This is a genomic window from Amycolatopsis sp. NPDC052450 (assembly GCF_044547565.1).
Taxonomy (GTDB): Bacteria; Actinomycetota; Actinomycetes; order Mycobacteriales; family Pseudonocardiaceae; genus Amycolatopsis.
The window spans coordinates 82,324-97,394 of the sequence record NZ_JBIUAQ010000034.1 but is presented as its reverse complement, the minus strand read 5'-3'; the positions used below and the strand labels follow the sequence as shown (position 1 = coordinate 97,394).

Below are 15,071 nucleotides of genomic sequence, written 5' to 3'. Positions count from 1 at the left end.
AGCCACTTTCGCGACGCCTGGGGTCGCGAAAGTGGCTTTCGCGGCACGGTCGCCCCACGGCCCGCGAGCGAATCCCCGCGACCCGACACCTTGAAGTCAGCGGAATGCTCACGGCCTCAGGCGACAGCATCTTCACCGCGCGAAGCAAGAACAAGATCCTTCGGCACCACACCGAATTACCACACGAACTTCCGACTCCGGACACTAGGTACAGGAAGGGGTCCTTCATGTACCTAGATGTTCTTGCAGTAGTTGTACAGAAATGTGCCACCGGGGGAGGGGTTGTCCTGGGTGATCCAGATGCAGCCGGTGTACACCGGCTTCCAGAGGCCTCCCCAGTTGGTGTTCGCGTGCAACCAGTGCCACTGGCCGTCGGCGGGGACGAGGCTGGAGCCGCTCCCGCCCGCGATCTGTGCTCCGGCGGAGTCGTAGAACGCGGTGACGGCCCAGACATGTCGGGCGTTGCCGCAGTAGGCATGGAAGCCACCTGTGGAGCCCCAGTTGTCGAAGTTGAACTGCACGTTCGCCGTATGGCAGTCCGCCAGCGCCGTCGCGCGGGTCTGGGTGGCGTTCGCCGGTGTCGCCCCGATGGTCAGACAGCCCGCGAAGAGGACGATCGCTGCGAAAATCTTGCGCATGGTGTGCCCCGATTCGTTGTTGTCCGGTTTTCGCTGAACTCGGAGCGTCCCACTCGGTGTCCGCGAGCGGTCGAACGGTCGTTCCGTCACAAGGGCGGTAGTTCCTGCCCTTGTGGTCGCGGCTGAGGGGTCGTTCGCGCGGCTATTGTCCACAAAGGACGCGAACTCGTGTCCGTGCCGGGGCGGGGCCGTTCCGCATAGGCCTTGTTCATGTCCTGGTCACCTGAGTGCCGTTACTTTCGGGTAACTTGTCACTCGGTGACTTCATAGTGGGCTGTCCGATTCGCTCCAGGGAAGGATCACTTTGATGGCCCAGGCCTCCAGAGCCCGCGTCGTCGTCGGCGGTTTCGTGCTGATCACGGCATTTGCCACGGTCTTGCCCCCTTCGGCCGTGGCGGCTGATGCGCTGCCCAGTGTGAAGCCGGCGACCGAAACCCCTGCCGTGTACGACGACGAAGCAGGCGGCAACGCGGACGCGGACGACCCGGCGATCTGGCGTAACCCTGCGGCTCCGGATCGCAGCCTCGTCGTCGCCACGGTCAAGGAGGGCGGTCTGCGCGTTTACGACCTCGACGGCCGCGAAGTGCAGTCGGTACCGGCGCCGAAAGCGCCCGGCCCGGATGATGCCCCCGGCCGGTTCAACAACGTCGACCTCGTGCACCGGATGAAGGTCGGCTCCGGTGTGAGCGACCTGGCCGTCACCAGTGATCGCGGCCGTGACCGGCTGCGGATCTACCGTATCGACGGCGGCGACTCCGGTGCTCCTCTCGCCGACGTCACCGATCCCTCGGCGCCGGCGATCTTCTCCTCGTCGCAGGAGGAGATCAACGAACAGCGCACCGCTTATGGCCTCGCCACGTGGACCGATCCCGCCAGCGGCCGCTCGTATGCGGTGGTCAGCCAGCGGGAACGCACCGCTCTCAGTCTGCTGGAGTTGACCTCGGGCGCCGGAGGCACGGTCACCTACCGCAAGGTGCGCACTCTCGCGTTGCCGTCCGAATTCAGGCTGCCGAACGGCAAGTCGTGGACTCCGTGCGGCGAACCGGGTGAACTGCCCCAGGTCGAAGGTATGGTCGTCGATCCCGCGACCGGCACCCTCTATGCCGGGCAGGAGGATGTCGGTATCTGGCGGGTGGACGCCGACCTCGAAGGCACTCCGAAGCTCATCGACAAGGTCCGCGAATACGGCATCCCCGGAACCTACGACGAGGCGACCGAGGAGTGCGTACCCGGACCCGACCCGGGCTACGGTGGCACGCGCCTGTCGGCCGACGTCGAAGGCCTCACCCTGCTCAAGCAGAAAGACGGTGACGGGTACCTGCTCGCTTCCAGTCAGGGGGACAACACCTTCGCCGCCTACGACCGCGAACTCGGCGACGACAACGAGTACGAAGGCGGCTTCCGGGTGACCGCAGCGTCCGCGACCCTCGACGGCACCGAGGAAAGCGACGGCGCCGCAGTCCTCAATGAGCCACTCGGAAGCAAGTACCCGAACGGCCTGCTCGTCGTCCAGGACGGTGACGACAAGCCGGGAGAGCCGGGCCGGGACGCCACGAACTTCAAGTTCGTCGACCTCGAACAAGTACTCGACGCCCTCGACGACTGACGGGACTCCGCGAGCGGCGAGACCGCCACTCCGGCGGTCGCCCGCGGGCAACGGCTGTGGCTGAGAAGAGAGGACCGGGAATCCGCGCCTGCTGCTTCCGTCACTGCCGTGTCTCGTAACACCGAGGGGCCACAATGGTGAAGTGGGTGGATCTGATGCGCCGAAGGTCGAGTGGGTGGTCAACCTTCCGTGTTGGCCGCCGGAGAAGGAGGGCCTCGCACGCCTCGTCGATGCCGACGGCGGCCGGGACGACGCTGAGAACTCCTACTACGAAGCCTTCGCGGACCCCGGTTTCGTCCGGGTCGAGGAGGCGCAGCGCCGGTTCCGCGGCCAGTACCTCCGACGTCTACGACGCCTGGCTCGGTGAAATCCAGGCCTCGAAACCAGCCTGAACGAAGACACGCGGAAGCTCGTCGCGCTCGACAAGACGCTTTCCCGTGAGGACAGGAAGGAGCCCGGTCAGCGTCACACCGGCCTTCTCCGGATTCGTGGGCCGTTCTCGCGAGTCAGGTGTCGACCGAACGCGTGTGGTGTGCGGTGGCGTGGAGGCTGCTCAGCAGCGCGAGGGTGTGGGCGCTGGGTGTGGCGGGTTCGGCGTGGTAGATGATCAGTTGCTGGCCGGGGGCGCTGCGCACGTCGAATGCTTGGTAGGTGAGGGTGAGCGGGCCGACGTCGGGGTGCACGAGGTGTTTGGGTTCTCGGGTCTTGCCGCGCACCTGGTGGGTCTCCCACAGGTCGCGGAAGTGCTCGCTGTTCTCGCTGAGTTCCGCCACCAGGTCTCGCAGGCCGGGGTCGGAGGGGTAGAAGCCCGCGGCTGCGCGCAGATTGGCCACCGTGGCCTGCGCGGTCCAGTCCCAGCGTGCGTAGAACCGTCGTCCCGCGGGGTCGAGGAAGGTCATGCGGGCGAGGTTGTCCACCGCGCGGAATGGTGAGAACAGCGCGTCGGCGAGGGTGTTGGTGGCCAGTACGTCCAGGATGTGGTCGAGCACGAAGGCAGGGGTGTGCGGGTAGCCGTCCATGAGTTGCCGCAGTTCGGGGCTCACGGTCTGGAGCGTGGGCGCCGGTGTGTTGTCCGGTGTGGCGCCGGCCAGCCGGTACAGGTGCTCGCGGGCGTCGGGGTCGAGATCCAGGGCGCGGCAGAGGGCGTCGAGCACTTGCGGTGACGGGTGGGTCTCTCGGCCCTGTTCCAGGCGGGTGTAGTAGTCGACGTTCACCCCGGCGAGCACGGCGACTTCCTCGCGGCGCAGTCCGGGCACCTTGCGGCGGCCGGCATAGCGCACGCCCGCGTCTTCGGGACCTCGTTGTGCGCGGCGTGCTCGCAGGAACGCGCCCAGTTCACCACTGCCCATGACACCAGGGTAGGTCGCCGCCGGCCCGGCTGGGTGGGTGTGGCACACCCAGTCACCGCGCGTCCTGCCATGTTTCCCCGCTGTCATCGACGCTGATCCATATGAAGAGCGATATCGACGTGGTGGGCATGTGGGTCACCGCGGACGGACATATCCGGCAGGAATTGCGCGCAGACGGGCGCTACGCCGAAGAACGCGGTGGACGGCGCAGCGCTTACACCGGCCGCTACTCGGTGACCAAGGCGCACCTCGACTATGTCGATGACACCGGTTTCACCGCGACGGGTGATATCCGTGACGGCGTGCTCTATCACGAGCATCTCGTTCTGTATCGCGAGTCCGACGATCGGCGTGGGCAGGTGCGGCGATGAACGCGCCTGCCGCCGACCGCGACCTGGAGGGCAAGGTCGCGCTGGTCACCGGTGCCGCCCGCGGGGTCGGGGCGGCGACGGTCGCCTGGCTGCATGCCCGCGGCGCGCGAGTGCTGGCCACCGACCTTCGCCCCGAGGTGAACGATCTCACCGCCCGCTTCGACGGTGTGTCCACTGTGGTGGGTGACGTGTCCGATGAGGACACCGCGGTGCGGTCGGTGGCCGCGGCGATCGACCGGTTCGGCGGTATGGACATCCTGGTCGGCAACGCCGGCCGATCGGTGAACAAGCCGATCACCGAGACCACGGCGGCCGACTGGGACGAGCTGATGTCGGTGAATGCCCGCGGGGCGTTCCTGCACGCTCGCGAGGCGTTCCGGGCCATGCGCGGCCACGGCGGGGGTGTGATCGTCACCGTCGGGTCGTTCGCCTGCACCGTCGGACTGGTCGAGGCGGCGGCCTACAGTGCGTCCAAGGGGGCGCTGGCGCAGCTGACCAAAGTGCTCGCGCTGGAAGGCGGCCCGCACGGTATCCGCGCCAACGTCGTCGCCCCCGGTGTGATCGAGACCGACATGCTCGACAACTTCCGGGCCGACAGCCGGGAGTATCTGCGCTCCTTCGGCGATGCCCATCCTCTGGGCCGTGTCGCACAGCCTGAGGAGATCGCCGAGGTGATCGGTTTCCTGGCCTCGCCCCGGTCCGGCTTCATCACCGGCGCGGTCGTCGCCGCCGACGGCGGCTACACCGCGGCCTGACTCCCAGCGACACAACGAGAGAAAGAGCGAACATGACTGGACGGCTCGACGGCAAGGTCGCGTTGATCACCGGTGCGACCGGTGGCATCGGACAAGCCACAGCGGAACTGTTCGCGCGGGAAGGCGCGCGACTGGTCGTCACCGACATCTCCCAGGACACCACGGACGAGGTCACCGCGCGCCTGAAAGCCGAAGGAACCGAGGTACTGGCGGTCCGGTTGGATGTCTCCTCGCCGGAGAACTGGAGCGAGGCGATCGAGCTCACCCGGCGGCGCTTCGGCCGCCTTGACGTCTTGGTCAACCTGGCCGGTGTCGTGGACTGGCCGGGTGTCGAGGAGACCACAAAGGACGGCTGGGACCGGGTGATCGCGATCAACCAGACCGGCACCTGGCTCGGAATGAAGACCGCCATGCCCCTGCTGCGCGCTTCCGGCAACGCCTCGATCATCAACACCTCCTCGGTGCTCGGCCTGATCGGCAGCGGGGCCGCCGCCGCATACCAGGCGTCCAAGGGAGCAGTGCGGCTGCTGACCAAGACCGCCGCCGTCGAATACGCGACCCGCGGCGTCCGGGTCAACTCGGTGCACCCCGGGGTCATCGCCACTCCGATGATCCAGGAATTGCTCGACGAGCAGGGCGATGAACAGCCCGACATCGTCCGCACTCCCATGCGCCGAGCGGGTAGCCCCGCTGAGGTCGCTTCCACCATGCTGTTCCTCGCCGGCGACGAATCCTCGTTCGTGACCGGATCCGAACTCATCGTCGACGGCGGACTCACCGCACACTGAACGCCCCGTCCTGCGTGCGTTGACAAGGGAACCCCGACACCTCCCGTCGAGACGTGAGTTCCCCGGACCCGGCCCGGCTCGAACGGGCGGCCACCCCCACCGTGCGACGGGCAGGACGCACCCTTACCGGGTAGATGCGCCTTGGGCGGGCTCGTTGTGATGGTAGGTCGAAGGCATTTGCCACGGCGACTGAATTCGCCCGTGGTGATACACGCACCTCCGCCCATCGCGGCCACATCACTGTTCGGGAGGAGTTGCGGCGAAAGACGGCTACCTGTTCAAGGGCCCGGGCATGTCCGTGGAATCTTGCTCATGCGCAGGATCAAGGCGACCGCGTCCTCTGAGTGGACTCCGGGCGTCAGGACCTCTTGGAGGAGCAGGCCACGAATCGCGGCGATGGTGACGGTGGCCATGGTCAGTGCTTGCTTGGCGTCGAGCCCTTCGCGTTCCGCGAGCGAGGCCAGCATCTTGGTCAGGTCGTCGAGCGAGTCGATGAACTCACGAAAGTCCTGTGGGGTGTACGCGGCCAGCCCTGCGACGTGAAAGAAGCCGCGGACACGCGACAGCTGCTCCGGGCGGGTGTAGGTCCGCCAGATCGCCGCGACGAAGTCGTCGAAGGTGCCCTGGCGGGCGGCCTCGAAAAGCACCTCGTTGTCCCGGGATCGCTGTGCCGTGAGCATGGCCGCCAAGACGCCCGAGAGAGACCCGAAGTGGTACCGCAGGAGAGCGTGGCTGGTCTCGGCCCGGGCGGCGATCTCACGGAGTGACACTTCCGGTGAGGGAAGTGCCTCGTCGAAGGCGTCGAGAAGCCGAGCCAGGAGACGCTCGCGTGCGTCGCCTTTGCGTTCCGTGCTTGACAAGATCACTCCCACAGTTTATCCATTGGAAAAGAAGCACCGACGACGCCGTGCCGCCTCGCACATGGTCGCAGTCGGCTCGCAACGGTGGAGGGAACGACTCGTGGGACGTGTTCAGGTAGTCGGCGCGGCGGTCGTCGACGGATCGGGTCGCGACCAGGTCAACGTCGACGTCGGCATCGAAGACGGGCATATCACCCAGGTCGGGGCAGCCGGCGTACGCGGCGAGCGCGTTGATGCCGGCGGGCTGACGATGACGCCCGGCCTGATCGACGCTCACGTCCACTTGGGCTTGTCGAGCCCGATCGGACCGCAGTTCTCGTTCGGGATAAGCGCCGCTGAGCTCGCGGCGGACATCTTCGCCACGGCCGGCGCGACGCTCGATGCCGGCTTCACGACCGTTCGGGACACCGGCGGGGTCGACGGCGGCCTCGTCACGACGATCGCGAAGGGCAAGGTCAGGGGGCCACGTGTCCTGTCGTGCGGACCGGTTCAGTGCCAGATCGGTGGGCACGGCTACTACGGAGCGGACTGGGAACCCACCGAGCTGTGGAGCAGCCACCACCTACCCGGCCTGTGTGCCCTGTCCACGATGTCCGGCAACGCGGACGAGCTGCGAGCCAACGTGCGCGAGGCCTTCCGTCGCGGAGCCTCCTTCCTGAAGCTCTGCGTGACCGGCGGGGTGGTCGGCGCTCACGACCGGCTGACCGACACCCAGTTCACCGTCGAGGAGATCGCCGTCGCTGTCCAGGAAGCCGCGGCCCGGGGCACCTACGTGACGGTTCATGCCCACAACAACGACGGCATCCGCAACGCGGTCGAGGCCGGGGCGCGCTGTGTCGAGCACGGCACCGATCTCGATGAGTCCACGGCCACCCTGATGGCCACTCACGACGTCGCCCTCGTGCCCACGTTCGCCGTCGTCGAGCAACTGCTGCACGACACCGCCGGAGCGGGCCTCGGCGAGTCGACCCGCGATCGGGTGCTGGGTGTTCGTGAGCGGATGGCCGAAGCGCTCGCTGTCGCCAAGGAGGCCGGAGTGCGGATCGGGCTGGGTTCGGATCTCATCGGCCCGGCTCAGGGCCGCCGAGGCGAAGAGCTCAGGTTGCGCGCGAAGCTCGAGACGCCGATGGAAGCTCTCGTGGCGGCCACCAAGACCAACGCCGAGATCCTCGGCCTGTCCGGCCGAGTCGGGGTCATCGCTCCCGGCGCGCAGGCCGACCTCGTGTTGTGGAACGGCAACCCGGTGGAAGACCCGGAGCTGTTCGCTGATCCCGCCAATGCCGTCCTCGTTCTCAAGGCCGGCCGAATCGTGAAGGACATTCGATGAGCACCATCTGGCAGGGCTGCCTCGCCGACACCGACTATTTCGAGCTGCGTTCCAGGGGCGGGTACGACTACGGCGTCTGGGTCACCACGCCACCCGGCTACGACCCCACCACGACGCAAGCGCCTGTCGTGTACGTGCTCGACGGCAACTGGGCCGTGGGCCTGACGGCTCCGCTCATCGTCACCCAGAAAGACCCCCTGCAACAGATCCAGCCCTACATCCAAGTCAGCGTCGGCTACGCGGGCGAGGACGCACAGCACTGGGATCGGCTGCGCAACAGGGACCTCGTCCCACCCGGTGAGCCCATCGCCAAGGAGCTCATCGATGCCGTGGAAGCGGGATTTCAAACGGGCGCGAGGACACGCGAAGAATCCGACGCCTACCTCGCCGAACTGCGCGACACCCGCGCCGATGCGTTCCTGAGCTTCCTCACCGCGGAACTGCATCCGCGGATCGAACGCGATTACGGCACGGCCGCGAGCGGTCACGGCCTCTTCGGCTACTCCTACGGCGGACTCTTCGGTCTCTACGCCTGGCTCACCGGCAGCACGCTCTTCGAGAGCATCGGAGCGGGCAGCCCCGGTGTCGTCAATAAAGACAGTCAGGTCTTCGCGCTGCTCGACGAAATGGGCGACAGCGTGCCTGCCGCCAAGCTTCACGTGACCATCAACGACCGGGAGCTTCTCGGAGACCTCGCCGTCTATCAGAACCTCGCGAAGAACGCGGCCACCGTCCTGCACCGCCTGACCGCTCGCGGCGCTGCCGTCACCAGCGCGGTCCTGCGCGAAACGCACGTGACCGGCCTGCAGGCCTCGTTCCTCAGCTACCTCAGGACCTGCCGTGCCCGGTAAGCGTCCGAAGACCGACGCGGTCGTGATCGGGGCGGGGGTGATCGGTTCGTCGATCGCCCTTGAGCTCGCGCGGGCGGGCCGCCGGGTGCTCGTGCTCGATCGAGCCCCGGGAGCCGGACAGGGTTCGACCTCGGCATCGAGTGCGATCGTTCGGTTCAACTTCTCCACCGCCGCCGGGGTGGCGACGGCGTGGGAGGCGCATTTCGGCTGGCTCGACTGGGCAGGCCACCTCGGGCGCGATGTCGGCGACCTCGCGATGTTCCGCAAGAGTGGGCTGGTCATGCTGGACGTCGAGGCGGCTCCCCGTACGTCGTGGCTTCCGTTGTTCGATGCGATCGGTGTTCCCTACGAGGAATGGGACAGCGCGACCTTGGCCGAGCGCGTTCCCGGTATCGACGCCGGCCGCTATTGGCCGCCGAAGCGGCTCGACGACGAGGAATTCTGGGAGGACACGAAACACTCCCTCGGTGGCGTCTACACCCCGGATGCCGGTTACGTCTCGGACCCTGGCCTCGCCGCGGTGAACCTCGCCTCCGCGGCCTCGGCGTGTGGGGCGGAATTCCGCTTTCGCAGCACGGTGACAGCGGTGGAGAAGGCCGGCGGGCGCGTGACGTCGGTGCGACTGTCGGACGGCACCCGGATTCCCTGTGCCGTCGTGGTCAACGCGGCCGGTCCGTGGTCGGGCGCGGTGAATCGGCTGGCCGGCGTGGGTTCCGACTTCACGGTCGGTGTGCGCCCGATGAGGCAGGAAGTAGCGCACGTGCCGGTCCCGGAGGGCTATACGGGGCCCGTGGTGGCGGACATGGATCTGGGCACCTATTTCCGCGGCGAAGGAGGAGGCATGCTTGTCGGCGGAACGGAACCGGAGTGTGATCCGATGCAGTGGACCGACGACCCCGACGCCGTCGACATCCACCCGACGGCCGCGGTCTTCGAGGCTCAGGCGACGCGGGCCGCGCGGCGGTTGCCGGACCTGGCGGTGCCCAACCGGGCGCGCGGTGTCGTGGGCGTCTATGACGTCGCCGACGATTGGACTCCGATCTACGACCGCACCGAACTCGACGGCTTCTACCTCGCGATCGGAACGAGCGGCAACCAGTTCAAGAACGCGCCGGTCGTGGGGCGGCTGATGACGGAGCTGATCGACCAGGTGGAGAACGGCGTCGACCACGACGCGTCGCCCGTCCGGTTCCGGGCCCCGCGCACCGGCCTGGAGATCGACCTGGGGGCGTTCTCTCGTAAGCGCAGCCGGAACGCCGCGAACTCGGGCACGGTGCTGGGCTGAGCCGGAACTCGGAACGCGGCGTTTCCTGCCGGTAGGGTCGCGGGGGTGACGATCAACCCCGGTTTCGGGTTCTCGTCGGAACGGCGGCGGTGGACGTGGCCGCATCCGACAGGCCCGCGTTGGCTGCTCTGCGGCGAGATCGGTTTCGATGATCCCGAGGACGACGTCCCGTTGGCGGTGTGTGCCGAAATCGAAGGACTGTTCGCCGACCTGCCGCCCCGGCGGCGGGAGCGGTTCACGCTCGTCGGCTGTGCCCCGGAAGGAATGCTCGCCGATCTCCTCGGCCGGCTGCCCGCCGAAGGACTCGGTACCGAACAGGCGTGGCTGGGCAACATCTCCTTGAGCGCGCTTACGCCACCGCCGGGCACATCGCCGTCGTGGTGGGGAGAGGATCTGTGCGACGTCGTCGTGCTCGCACAGCGACCGAATGCGGCCATGCCCGGAAAAGTCGACATCGACCTCGACGGGTTCGTCCACGTCGGTCATCGCACGGATGCGGTGATGCGTCCCCGCGACGTCGGCGAATTCGTCCTGACCACCTGGGACGGGACGCCCTGCGGCACCTGCGGGGACATCACGGGTGTGTTCCGCGAGCAAGCCGCGCCCTCTGTGCCGCGCATCCGGCTCCTCGGTTGCCGGCCGGAACCTCCGTTGCTGGCCGCGCTCGATGCGGTGAGACAGCCGACCGGGGGAAGCCTGCGTCGGCGCCGCGTCCAAGCCTGGGTCCACGCGATCGCCACCGATGGTTCCGCCGTCGAGTTGACCGGTGCCGTGGTGTCCGGAACGGTCGACGCGGTCGAGCCGTCACCGCTCGGCGCCGGATTCCTGGACGTGACCGTCGAAGTGGGCGCAGGGGAGCCCTTGCCGGCGGGAACTCTCGACATTCTGGAGCATTGGCGCGCTGGACGGCCGACCCGGCCGAACCTGTGGGCCGATTACGATCGTGACCTGCGGCACCAGTGGTCAGGAGTGGCGCTCGGTTACCGGGCAGGCGGACTGGACCGGCCGGCCGGAACCCCCTACGACCTCGACGGCCGGTTCGTGACCGACGTCGAAGGGTTCTATTGCGCTATCGGCGAAGCGATCAACGGGCCGGGCGGGTACTTCGGCTGGACCCTCGACGGCCTGGACGACTGCCTTCGCGGACGGTTCGGCGCCCAGGCTCCGTTTCGGCTGGTGTGGCATGACTCGATCGTCGCCCGCGAGCACCTGGTCGGCGGATACGACCGGCGCCGGCTGGCTCCGGCGATCACCCTGGAGTACTTGCTGGACCTGCTCGCGGAACATCGGATCAGGGTCGATTTGCGCTGAGCCTTTGTGCTGTGCGTTTCGTATGCGACCGGCCGCGCGAATACGAAACGTGTCGCGACAATGCTCGCCGACACCGGGATATTCAGCGACACCGCCGAGTGCGTAAATCGCAGCGGTCGGTTTATGTCACCGTGAGCATGAATGCGCATTCGAGAACAGTATTCGATACAGTGCCGTGCTGTCACTCATCCGGCGGATGGTGCTCCGCAATCGTCCGCGACACCCTGGATGCCAGGCGAAACTGGGGATTCAAATCGGCGCACGTCGTCGTCGAATCAAGGGGAATTCATGGAAATGGCGCGATCCGGAAAAGTGTCCGACCCGGTGAGAACTGATTGGGCAGGGGACGATCATCAGTGGTGGGACTGGTACATGACCCTGGCATCCCAGGCCCCGGCCGAGTCCGCGGATGCGGTACCGGACCCCGAGCGTTCCGTCGAAATCGAGGCACCCGAATACGAGGTGCATGCCAGTCTTGCCGCGCCGTACGCGCTGGCCGAGGAAAGCATCTCCTTTTTCCGGCGGAACGGTTATGTGAGACTCCGGAACATGATCCCGCCCTCGGTGGTCGCGACGCTTTCCCGGCGAGTCGACGAACTCCTGGACGCGATGCACGGAACCGGGAATGACCGCCGGTTCCTGGCGGTGGAACAAGTCTGGCTGATCGACCCGTTGGTGCGTGGCGTGACCTTGTCGCGCCGGATCGGCGACGTCGCCGCACAGCTCATGGGCGTCGAGGGGGTCCGCCTGTATCACGACAACATCCTCTCGAAAGAGCCTGGCTGTGGCCGGACGCCATGGCACCGCGACCACGACCACTATCCACTGGCTTCTCCGGCGGTCTGTACGTCGTGGTTCCCCCTCCAGCGAATTCCTGCCGCAATGGGCACCTTGACCTGCCTTCCGCGCACTTCGGTCCCCGGCTCGTTGCTGAAAATCCCGGTCTCCGTGGAAAACAGCTCCTATGACGAGCGAGTGGAAGCCGAACTGCGGGCAAGCGGAGTGGTCCCGGATTCGAGCCCGTTCGAGCTGGGCGAAGTGTCCTTCCATGCCGCGGATTGCTTCCACACGGCAGGACCCAACCGGACCGGCGTCCCTCGCCGCGTCCTGTCGTCCACCTATTACGCCGACGGGACCAACGTCACCGACAGTCCCACTGTGCTGAGCGGTAAATGGAAAGACTTCCTGCCGGGTGTCGCGCCGGGGACCCTGGCCGTATCCAGCTTGAATCCCTTGGTCGGCTCGACGGCCGCCTTGGTCTCCGCGCGCCGATAGCTCGCGGGGCATGGCAAGCGCGGCAAGAATCGGACTGCTCGCCCTATTGTGGGGATCGACCTTCCTGTGGATCAAGATCTCGCTGCGAGGGTTCACCGCCGTCCAGGTCACCTTCCTGAGGATGGTCATCGGCGCCGCCTTCCTGCTGGTGGTGCTGTGGATCCTCCGGCGGCGGAGGATGGCGCCGAGGTCCCTTCCTTGGCGCCATATCCTGGTATCCGCCGCACTGGCGAACGCGATTCCGTATCTGCTGTTCACCATGGCGGAGAACGAGATCGGCTCCTCATCGGCGGGGGTCATCAACGCCTCGACTCCCATGTGGACTCTCCTCGCCGCGTGGACCTTCGACCGAGGACAGCGCGATGACCACGTTCGGCAGACGCCGGGTCTGGTGATCGGGTTCCTGGGCTGCGTGCTCATCTTCAGTCCGTGGAAAGAAGATTCCGATTTGATGAGCTGGGGTGGGCTCGAGTGCTTGATCGGGGCGATGTTCCTCGGAGTCAGCTACGTCTACATGTCACGCTTCCTGACGAACAGGGGAATTTCGCCACTGGTCCTGTCGGCCGGACAGCTCTCGGCCGCGAGCTTGCTGCTCGCACCCGCTCTCGTCGTCGAAGGGGCACCTCTGCTCGAACCGCGAGCGGATGCTGTGATCGCCTTGGCGATTCTCGGTCTTTTCGGTACCGGAGCTGCCTACATTCTCAATTACCGCATCATCTCCGACGACGGCACCGTGAAGGCGTCGATGGTGACATACCTGCTCCCGGTCGTCTCCATAATCCTGGGCACGGCAGCGCTCGGCGAGCGGCCCACCCCGGCGATGCTGATGGGCGTGGTGACCGTTCTCGCCGGTGTGGCGCTGACCCGCCGGAACGATGACAAGACCCGCCGATATCTCGGAAAGGTGAGGTCGTGACGAGCGTGGAGAGCGCGGATCCGGTTGGGCGGACGTGGGTACGCGTTGAACAGTGCTTCCGTGCGATGGCTTCTCAGCTCCACGCGAACAGATCCTGTTTGAGGTTCATCGCCGCGAAGAGGTGATCGCGGGATGTTTCGAGTTCCCCGCGCAACCGGGCCAGGTCCGCGTCGAGCAGCCGCCCTTTCCACTTGCGCACCTTGCCGGCGACGATCACCGTCTCGACGTTGGTGCGGTCCATCAGCGACACGATCGCTCCCGGCACGCTGTTGAGCGGGGCCACGTTGAGTGCGGTGGCATCGAGCAGGACGATGTCGGCCTCCTTGCCGGGGGTCAGGGTGCCGGTCTTGCCGTCGAGTCCGAGGTGTTTGGCACCATTGACGGTCGCGTATCGCAGCACATCGCGGACGGTGAGCAGGTCGGGCGTGCCCGGGGCCGGTTTCGGCCAGTTGTTCGGCGGTACGAGGTCGCCTTGGTCCAGGATCAGCTGATTGACGATCATGCGCTGCATGGTCATCGCGGAGCGCATCTGGGTGAACGGATCCGCGGCCATCGTCGTCTCGACGTCGGAGCTCAGTGAGGGCTCCATACCGAGTTGCTGCATCTTGATGATGGGCGGCGTGCCGTGCCGCATGCTCATCTCGATCGGGAAGGCCAGCGAGACCTGCGCACCGGCGTCCCGAAACCGTCGCCAGGTCTGGTCGGACATGCCGGTCATGTGAATGAACAGGTTGTCCGGCCCCACCTCGACCCCGGCGGCGCCCCGGGCGAGGTCGTCGAAGACCGGCCGCATCCCCCACGAGCCGACGGAGTGCGCGGCGATCTTGAGACCCAGCTCGCGGGCGATCGCCCAGGCGCGGGTGTACACCTGCCGGCCGAGGTGGAGCTCCCCGCCCATGACCATGCTCACCAGTTGATCGCTCGAGGAGAACCACCGGTCCCTGATGCGGTAGGCGTCCTGTGGATACCGGGCTCCCGTGCGGCCGTCGCCTTCGAAGAATCCGAACGCCGAACGCCGCCCGGTGTCGACCAGCGCCTGGATCGCCGCATCGGTGTGCTCTGGAGAGTGGTGGATCTGCGAGACGTCCAGCACCGTCGTGACACCGGTGTCGAGCTGCGAGAGCCCTGCGAACAACGAGTTGATGTAGACGTCTTCCGGCCGGTAGGCCCGCGCGAAACCCTGCAGGATGTGCTCACCGTAGTTCGGGTACGCGCTCGGCGAGCCCGAGCGATCGTCGAGGAGCAGGCCGTTGGCGAGAAACGCACGCTCCGCGGTCTCGAACAGGTGGTGGTGCGTGTCGACGAAGCCCGGCAGCACGATGCGCCCCCGCGCGTCGATCACGCCGGCGCGCGGGGCGTGGATGCCCGGCCGGATCTCGACGATTTTGCTGCCCTCGACCAGAACGTCGGCGGTCGCGAAGTTGCCGACGTTCGGGTCCATGGACATCACCGCGCCGCCACGGATGACGTAGCGGCGTCCCCGCTGCCCGCTGTCCTTCGGCGGCCGTCCGGCGGCGTGTGCCTCGGCATCGCCGTCCGCGGCGGCCGGGCCTGCCGCGAACAAGCTCGTTCCCGCGGCGGCCACCGTGGCCGTCTTCAGAAAGTCGCGTCGCCCGGTTCGCGGAGTGATCCGCTCACCACCGTCACGTCGTTCGGTCATGGTGTGCCTTCCTGGGTGGAATGACGGCGAGTTGATGTGTCAACTGAACGCTACGCCCTGGAGTTGATTTGTCAACTCG

Annotated in this window: 15 protein-coding genes; 11 read left to right on the top strand and 4 right to left on the bottom strand. The window is 66.9% G+C overall.

All coding sequences use genetic code 11. The annotated features are described in order from the left end of the window. Positions 1-233: 233 nt before the first annotated feature. Positions 234-638: a hypothetical protein gene (locus tag ACIHAO_RS36355; protein WP_396565722.1), complete on the bottom strand. Its 405-nt coding sequence runs from the start codon at positions 636-638 to the stop codon at positions 234-236. 307 nt (positions 639-945) lie between these two features. On the opposite strand from ACIHAO_RS36355, the gene ACIHAO_RS36350 reads away from it, so the two are divergent. Together ACIHAO_RS36350 and ACIHAO_RS36345 are read left to right on the top strand one after the other, a co-directional pair. Then, a complete protein-coding gene (locus tag ACIHAO_RS36350) occupies positions 946-2,244 on the top strand; it encodes a phytase (RefSeq protein ID WP_396565720.1) in 1,299 nt (432 codons plus the stop codon). 142 nt (positions 2,245-2,386) lie between these two features. Then, positions 2,387-2,611, top strand: a complete 225-nt coding sequence (locus tag ACIHAO_RS36345) for a hypothetical protein (RefSeq protein WP_396565718.1) — start codon at positions 2,387-2,389, stop codon at positions 2,609-2,611. Between the two features lie 139 nt (positions 2,612-2,750). Here ACIHAO_RS36345 and ACIHAO_RS36340 read toward each other — a convergent pair whose 3' ends face one another. Then, a complete protein-coding gene (locus ACIHAO_RS36340; protein ID WP_396565716.1) occupies positions 2,751-3,593 on the bottom strand; it encodes a helix-turn-helix transcriptional regulator in 843 nt (280 codons plus the stop codon). Positions 3,594-3,694: 101 nt separating this feature from the next. On the opposite strand from ACIHAO_RS36340, the gene ACIHAO_RS36335 reads away from it, so the two are divergent. Genes ACIHAO_RS36335 through ACIHAO_RS36325 form a run of 3 tightly spaced genes read left to right on the top strand, consistent with a single transcriptional unit; the run spans position 3,695 to position 5,507 of the window. Further along, on the top strand, positions 3,695-3,964 hold the full coding sequence (locus ACIHAO_RS36335) for an Atu4866 domain-containing protein (RefSeq protein WP_396565714.1): 270 nt from the start codon (positions 3,695-3,697) through the stop codon (positions 3,962-3,964). Further along, the gene (locus tag ACIHAO_RS36330; protein WP_396565712.1) at positions 3,961-4,719 is read left to right on the top strand and encodes an SDR family NAD(P)-dependent oxidoreductase; all 759 of its coding nucleotides are present in this window, start codon (positions 3,961-3,963) and stop codon (positions 4,717-4,719) included. Before ACIHAO_RS36335 ends, ACIHAO_RS36330 begins: the two co-directional genes overlap by 4 nt. Before the next feature lie 32 nt (positions 4,720-4,751). Further along, on the top strand, positions 4,752-5,507 hold the full coding sequence (locus ACIHAO_RS36325; RefSeq protein ID WP_396565710.1) for an SDR family NAD(P)-dependent oxidoreductase: 756 nt from the start codon (positions 4,752-4,754) through the stop codon (positions 5,505-5,507). Between the two features lie 278 nt (positions 5,508-5,785). Here the strand turns inward: ACIHAO_RS36325 and ACIHAO_RS36320 are convergent, their stop codons facing one another. Then, positions 5,786-6,373, bottom strand: a complete 588-nt coding sequence (locus ACIHAO_RS36320) for a TetR/AcrR family transcriptional regulator (protein ID WP_396565708.1) — start codon at positions 6,371-6,373, stop codon at positions 5,786-5,788. Positions 6,374-6,467: 94 nt separating this feature from the next. On the opposite strand from ACIHAO_RS36320, the gene ACIHAO_RS36315 reads away from it, so the two are divergent. From ACIHAO_RS36315 to ACIHAO_RS36290, 6 genes are all read left to right on the top strand, one after another. Beyond that, positions 6,468-7,694 carry an amidohydrolase family protein gene (locus tag ACIHAO_RS36315; RefSeq protein ID WP_396565706.1) on the top strand — a complete coding sequence of 409 codons (1,227 nt, stop codon included), beginning with the start codon at positions 6,468-6,470 and terminating at the stop codon, positions 7,692-7,694. Then, a complete protein-coding gene (locus ACIHAO_RS36310) occupies positions 7,691-8,545 on the top strand; it encodes an alpha/beta hydrolase (RefSeq protein WP_396565704.1) in 855 nt (284 codons plus the stop codon). The genes ACIHAO_RS36315 and ACIHAO_RS36310 overlap by 4 nt, the downstream gene beginning before the upstream one ends. After that, on the top strand, positions 8,535-9,830 hold the full coding sequence (locus ACIHAO_RS36305; protein WP_396565702.1) for an NAD(P)/FAD-dependent oxidoreductase: 1,296 nt from the start codon (positions 8,535-8,537) through the stop codon (positions 9,828-9,830). The genes ACIHAO_RS36310 and ACIHAO_RS36305 overlap by 11 nt, the downstream gene beginning before the upstream one ends. Before the next feature lie 45 nt (positions 9,831-9,875). Beyond that, positions 9,876-11,141 carry a barstar family protein gene (locus ACIHAO_RS36300; RefSeq protein ID WP_396565700.1) on the top strand — a complete coding sequence of 422 codons (1,266 nt, stop codon included), beginning with the start codon at positions 9,876-9,878 and terminating at the stop codon, positions 11,139-11,141. A 141-nt stretch (positions 11,142-11,282) separates the two neighbouring features. Then, on the top strand, positions 11,283-12,416 hold the full coding sequence (locus tag ACIHAO_RS36295) for a phytanoyl-CoA dioxygenase family protein (protein WP_396565698.1): 1,134 nt from the start codon (positions 11,283-11,285) through the stop codon (positions 12,414-12,416). 10 nt (positions 12,417-12,426) lie between these two features. Beyond that, positions 12,427-13,332 (top strand): DMT family transporter, encoded by a 906-nt coding sequence (locus ACIHAO_RS36290; protein WP_396565696.1) that lies wholly within the window; start codon positions 12,427-12,429, stop codon positions 13,330-13,332. A gap of 73 nt (positions 13,333-13,405) precedes the next feature. Here the strand turns inward: ACIHAO_RS36290 and ACIHAO_RS36285 are convergent, their stop codons facing one another. Continuing rightward, positions 13,406-14,992 carry an amidohydrolase family protein gene (locus ACIHAO_RS36285; RefSeq protein WP_396565694.1) on the bottom strand — a complete coding sequence of 529 codons (1,587 nt, stop codon included), beginning with the start codon at positions 14,990-14,992 and terminating at the stop codon, positions 13,406-13,408. Positions 14,993-15,071 lie beyond the last annotated feature (79 nt).

Excerpts from the sequence above, each read along its gene's own strand:
- ACIHAO_RS36340 (WP_396565716.1), bottom strand. The coding sequence starts at position 3,593 with ATGGGCAGTGGTGAACTGGGCGCGTTCCTGCGAGCACGCCGCGCACAA.
- ACIHAO_RS36325 (WP_396565710.1), top strand. The coding sequence starts at position 4,752 with ATGACTGGACGGCTCGACGGCAAGGTCGCGTTGATCACCGGTGCGACC.
- ACIHAO_RS36310 (WP_396565704.1), top strand. The coding sequence starts at position 7,691 with ATGAGCACCATCTGGCAGGGCTGCCTCGCCGACACCGACTATTTCGAG.
- ACIHAO_RS36295 (WP_396565698.1), top strand. The coding sequence starts at position 11,283 with ATGCGCATTCGAGAACAGTATTCGATACAGTGCCGTGCTGTCACTCAT.
- ACIHAO_RS36330 (WP_396565712.1), top strand. The coding sequence starts at position 3,961 with ATGAACGCGCCTGCCGCCGACCGCGACCTGGAGGGCAAGGTCGCGCTG.
- ACIHAO_RS36285 (WP_396565694.1), bottom strand. The coding sequence starts at position 14,992 with ATGACCGAACGACGTGACGGTGGTGAGCGGATCACTCCGCGAACCGGG.
- ACIHAO_RS36355 (WP_396565722.1), bottom strand. The coding sequence starts at position 638 with ATGCGCAAGATTTTCGCAGCGATCGTCCTCTTCGCGGGCTGTCTGACC.
- ACIHAO_RS36350 (WP_396565720.1), top strand. The coding sequence starts at position 946 with ATGGCCCAGGCCTCCAGAGCCCGCGTCGTCGTCGGCGGTTTCGTGCTG.
- ACIHAO_RS36335 (WP_396565714.1), top strand. The coding sequence starts at position 3,695 with ATGAAGAGCGATATCGACGTGGTGGGCATGTGGGTCACCGCGGACGGA.
- ACIHAO_RS36290 (WP_396565696.1), top strand. The coding sequence starts at position 12,427 with ATGGCAAGCGCGGCAAGAATCGGACTGCTCGCCCTATTGTGGGGATCG.